4 protein-coding genes are annotated in these 5064 nt (G+C 68.1%); 1 reads left to right on the forward strand and 3 read right to left on the reverse strand.

Features of this window, described 5'->3' with window-relative positions; translation table 11 throughout:
* A partial coding sequence (locus K206_RS0135000) for a TonB-dependent receptor domain-containing protein (RefSeq protein ID WP_020206920.1) occupies window positions 1-1828 on the forward strand: 1828 nt, incomplete at its 5' end.
* 130 nt (window positions 1829-1958) lie between these two features.
* On the opposite strand, the gene K206_RS0135005 is transcribed toward K206_RS0135000, so the two are convergent.
* From K206_RS0135005 to K206_RS0135015, 3 genes are all read right to left on the reverse strand, one after another.
* Window positions 1959-2891, reverse strand: coding sequence for a 3-hydroxyacyl-CoA dehydrogenase (locus K206_RS0135005; RefSeq protein WP_020206921.1), 933 nt, complete (start codon window positions 2889-2891; stop codon window positions 1959-1961).
* A gap of 116 nt (window positions 2892-3007) precedes the next feature.
* Window positions 3008-3985: a tripartite tricarboxylate transporter substrate binding protein gene (locus K206_RS0135010; RefSeq protein ID WP_020206922.1), complete on the reverse strand. Its 978-nt coding sequence runs from the start codon at window positions 3983-3985 to the stop codon at window positions 3008-3010.
* Window positions 3986-4058: 73 nt separating this feature from the next.
* Complete coding sequence (locus K206_RS0135015; protein ID WP_020206923.1) at window positions 4059-4952, reverse strand: TauD/TfdA family dioxygenase; 894 nt, start codon at window positions 4950-4952, stop codon at window positions 4059-4061.
* Window positions 4953-5064: the final 112 nt, after the last annotated feature.

Below are 5064 nucleotides of genomic sequence, written 5' to 3' on the forward strand. Positions count from 1 at the left end.
ACACAAAAAATCTGACAGGTTCGACAATTCCGGCACGGCGGGCAGCGCCATCTCGCTGAACATCGGCGTGCGCGGCCTGACCGGCCGCTACACGCCGCGCTCGACGGTGCTGCTCGACGGTATCCCGATGGCGGTGGCGCCCTACGGCCAGCCGCAGCTCTCGTTCGTGCCGGTCAGCCTGGAGAACATCGAGTCGATCGACGTGGTGCGCAGCGGCGGCGCGGTGCGCTACGGTCCGCAGAACGTGGGCGGCGTGATCAACTTCACGACGCGGCCGATCCCGACCACGCCGGGCCTGAGCGGCGATGCCTCGGTGCGCCAGAACATCTACACGCAGGGCGGGGGCCTGAACACGCAATACAGCGCCTTCGTCGGCACGCAGCTCGACAGCGGCCTGGGCCTGGCGCTGCTGTATTCCGGCATGACGGGGCGGGAGTGGCGCGCGGGCAGCGACGACAACGTCAACGACCTCGCGCTGAAGTACCGCTACGCGATCAACGGCACCTCGGAGGTGTACGGCAAGTTCTCGTACTACGACGTGAAGTCGCGCACGCCGGGCGGCCTGACGGTGGCGCAATACAACGCCAACCCGTTCCAGAACACGCGCCCGACCGACTACTGGAGCGGCAACCGCACGGCGTTCGACATCGGCTACATCAACACCTTGTCGGACGCGCAGGAGTTCGAGATCCGCGCCTACTACAACGACAGCTATCGCCAGAGCACGCTGATCAGCGGCGCGCAGCTGTCGCACCAGCCGCGCAACTACCAGACCTTCGGCGTGGAGCCGCGCTACACCCAGCGCATCGGCCTGGGCCCGACCACGCATGACGTGACGGTCGGCTATCGCTACATCCGCGAGCGCGGCGACGACAACAGCTTCAACCAGAGCCTGTCCACCGGCATCAGCGGCCCGACCACCACCTTCGACAATGCCACCGACGCGCACGCGGCGTACATCGACGACCGCATCGCGTTCGGCAACTGGCGCCTCACGCCGGGCCTGCGCTTCGAGCACATCGAATCGACCCGCCAGCAGCGCGGCACCGCGCAGCAGTTCGACACGGTCAACAACAAGCCGCTGCCGTCGGTGAACCTGTCCTACCTGGTCAACCATGCGTGGACGATCTTCACCGACTACAGCACGTCGTTCGGGCCGGTGCAGAACCTGCAGCTCAACTCGCAGACCGCCAGCAATCCGCTGCAGCCGGAAGTGGCGCGCACCTTCGAGGTCGGCACGCGCTGGCAGGACAGCAAGATCAAGGCCGAGCTGACCGCCTTCAAGATGAAGTTCGACAACCAGATCCTGCAGGTGCCCGGTATCGTGCCGGCCACCTTCCAGAACATCGGCGCGACGCACCACGACGGCGTCGAACTGGCGCTCGACTACACCTTCGACCGCAAGGGCCCGCTGTCCGGCCTGAACGTCTACGCCAACTACACCTATACCAGGGCGATCCAGAAATCGGGCGCGACCTCGGGGCTCGACGTGCCGTTCTACTCGCGCAATACCGACACGCTCGGCGCGCGCTACGCACTGCGCAACTGGACCTTCAACCTGTCCACCACGCACCAGAGTTCGCAGTACTCCGACCTCGCCAACACCGTGGCCGAGTCCGCCGACGGCAGCGTGGGCCGCATCCCGGGCTTTCGCCTGTGGAACATCCAGGCCATGTTCAAGGTGCCGCAGCACAAGAACAGCGAAATCAGCATCGGCCTGAACAACCTGTTCGACAAGCGCTTCTATACGCGCAACGTCGACGGTAACGCCGGCCGCATGGTCGGCGCGCCGCGCATGGTGTACGTGCAGGCGCGCCTGGGGTTCTGAGGGACCTCGGCGCAGGGGCTCCGGCCACCGGGGCATGCCGTCCGGCGCGAGCCTGGCGGATGCCTCGCCCGGCTGGCCCATACAGGCCGTGCTCCGTCCGGCGGGCTCGCCTTGGCGCTCCGGCGGCGGGCTATTCGCTTGGCGCGCCGCGCTTGTGCGCGACCAGTTGCATGAGGCGCAGGTCGCGCCAGGCCTGGCGCGCCGCGCGCTGGTCGGCGGGCAGTTCGGCAAGGCGCTCCTGCTCGAGCTTGCCGATCAGCGCATCGTCCCATTGCCGCGGCGTGGCCTGCTTTGCGATGTCGAGGTAGAGCGGGCCATAGCGCCCGCAATAGTCGCGCAGGCCGCCCGGCGCGTTGAGGTCGATGGTCTCCATCGGCCCCATGAACGACCAGCGCAGGCCGAGTCCGTCCTTGACCGCCTTGTCGATGTCGGCGCCGCTCACATAACCGTCTTCCACCAGCCGGAACGCTTCGGCGAGCAGGGCGCCTTGAAGGCGGTTGACGATGAAGCCCTGGATCTCGCGCTTCACGATGATCGGCACCTGGCCCGCGCGCGCGTAGATCGCGCTTGCGCGCTCGATCACGTCCGGGTCGGTCCACGGCGCCGGCACCAGTTCGACCAGCGGCACCACGGACGGCGGATTGATCGGATGGCCGACGAAGTAGCGCCGCCGGCCGGCCAGGTCCTCGGTGAAGCTCGATGCCGGAATGCCCGAGGTCGAGCTGGCGATCAGCGTGTCGGGCCCCGCGAGCTTGTCGAGCAGCGCGTAGACTTCGCGCTTCGCGGCAACGGTTTCCCGCACGTTTTCCTGCACGAAGTCCGCGCCGCGCATGGCTTCCTCGAGCGACTGCGTGACGCGCACCCGCTCGATCACGGATTCGGGCGCCTCGCCGATCAGGCCGAGCTCGTGCTGCCCGGCCAGCGCGGCCAGGATGGTGCCGCGCGCGGTGGCCACCGCGTCCTTGTCGACGTCGTACAGCGTCACCGTGTGGCCGGCGCGGGCGAACACCGATGCCCAGGCGCAGCCGATCAGGCCGGCGCCAATGATTGCGATTTTTTCCATCGTCGAGTGTTCCTGTTGTTGCGGCTGTTGCTGCAACTGTTGTTGCGATGTTCCCCAGCGGGAACGATTGGCGGGGGGAGGTTGCGCGCCGGCCTGCGCCGCGCCGGCGCGGCGGGTCAGTTCATGGTGATGTGCCCGTCCTTGATGACCTTGCCCCACTTGGCGATCTCGGTATCGACGAACCTGGCCAGCTCCTCCGACGAGCCGCCGCCGGCCTGCGCGCCCTGCTCGACGAGCGCGGCCTTGAGCTCGGGGCTGCGCAGCACGGCGTCGGCATCCTGCTGGATCTTCTTCACGATCGCCGGCGGCGTGCCGGCGGGCGCGAACAGCGCGCTCCAGGTGTAGGCGCTGAAGCCGGGCAGGCCGCTTTCGGCCACGGTCGGCGTGTCGGGCCAGGACGAGTCGCGCTGCTCGGTGCCGATCGCCAGCAGCTTGAGCTTGCGGTTCTTCACCTGCGGCCCGGACGACAGCGCCGCGTCGAACAGGATGTGGCAGGTGCCGGCGATGGTGTCGACGATGGCCGGGCCGCTGCCCTTGTAGGGCACGTGCGTGAGCTGGGGCAGGGCGGCCATCGACTTGAAGAGCTCCCCGGCCAGGTGCGAAGGCGACCCCGGGCCGATGGAGCAATAGTTGGCGGTGCTCTTGTTCGCCTTGGCCCAGGCGATGAACGACTTCACATCGTTGTAGGGCGCGTTGGCCGGCGCCACCATCAGCAGCGGGATCGTCATGCCGCGCACGATCGGCACGAAATCCCTGACCGGGTCGTAGGGCAGTTTTTCGAACAGGCTGACGTTGATCGTATGCGGGCCGTTGCCGTTCATCAGCAGCGTGTAGCCGTCCGGATCGGCGCGGGCCGCGACCTCGGTGCCGATGATGCCCGATGCCCCGCCGCGGTTGTCGACCACGACGGCCTGGCCCCAGCGCTTGGTCAGGCCCTTGGCGAGCAGCCGCGTGAGGATGTCGGTGGAGCCGCCGGCCGGGTAGGGCACCACGATGCGGACCGGCTTGTCCGGATATGGCCCGGCCGCCTGCGCGGCGCCGGCGCCGAGCACAGCGCCGACCAGGCAACTGGCGAGGGCGAACTTGGATTTCATGTTGTCTCCTTCTTGGCCGCTTCTGTCGAGCGTGCCTGTTGTATCTGCTGTCGGGCTTTGCCGCGAACGGGGGTCAGGCAGCGGCGCGCTGGGCCCACAATTCCGGCAGGACGTCTTCCAGCCCGTCCGCGAGGGAGGCGGAGATGGTGGTGCGCACGATCGAGCGGGGCAGCGTTCCGCCCCAGGGGCGGCCGCGGTGCATCGTGGCGCGGTTGTCCCACATGATCACGTCGCCCGGGCGCCAGGCGTGCACGTACGTATGGCCGGGTTCGGTGGCGCGCGCGACGAGGCTTTCCAGCAGCGCCGCGCCCTCCTGCGGCGCCATGCCTTCGATGGCGCCCGCGTGGGAGGCGAGGTACAGGGCGCAGCGGCCGTTGACCGGATTGCGCCAGGTCAGGCGGCGGCGCACCGGGGGCAGGGCAGCGTGCTCCTCCGGCGTCATCATGCCGGGATCGATCTTGTTGCGCGAGGTGGCGTAGCTGTGGATGGCGACCGCATCGCGCAGCCGGGACTGCTCCGCGGCGTCCAGGCGCTCCCAGGCGGCGCGCGTGGAGGTGAACTCGGTCTCGCCGCCCTGTTCGGGAATGACGCGGGCCGACAGCACCGAAGCCAGCGCCGGCAGGCGCTTGAACGAACTGTCGGTATGCCATAGCTGGTTGGCGCGCGCCACGATCATCGCCATGTCCCGCAGCGGCACGACCTGCCCGTCGGGGCCGATGTTGTTCATCCGCGAGTAGAACGTGCCATGCCCGACGGAGCCGACCTTGACCAGCTCGAGCGGGCCGAAGCCACGCGAGAAGGTGGCCTGGATGTCGTCGCTGATCGGCTGGTCGCGCCAGACCAGCAGCGAATGCTCTTCGAACGCGGCGCGTACCGCCGCGAAGGCATCGGCATTCGATACCGCGTCGATCAGGTTGATGCCGCTGATCTCCGCCCCAAACTCTTCGTGCAATTGCTCGATGCGCATGACTTGTCTCCTTTTTTTGTGCGTAGCGGGGCGCCATCGCGGCACCCGGTTACGTGGCAAAAAGTCTAGCACCGCGCCCTGGGCGGACAGGCGGGAAAGGCGCCTCCCGCCT

The sequence above is a fragment of the Cupriavidus sp. WS genome (assembly GCF_000395345.1).
GTDB lineage: Bacteria > Pseudomonadota > Gammaproteobacteria > Burkholderiales > Burkholderiaceae > Cupriavidus > Cupriavidus basilensis_B.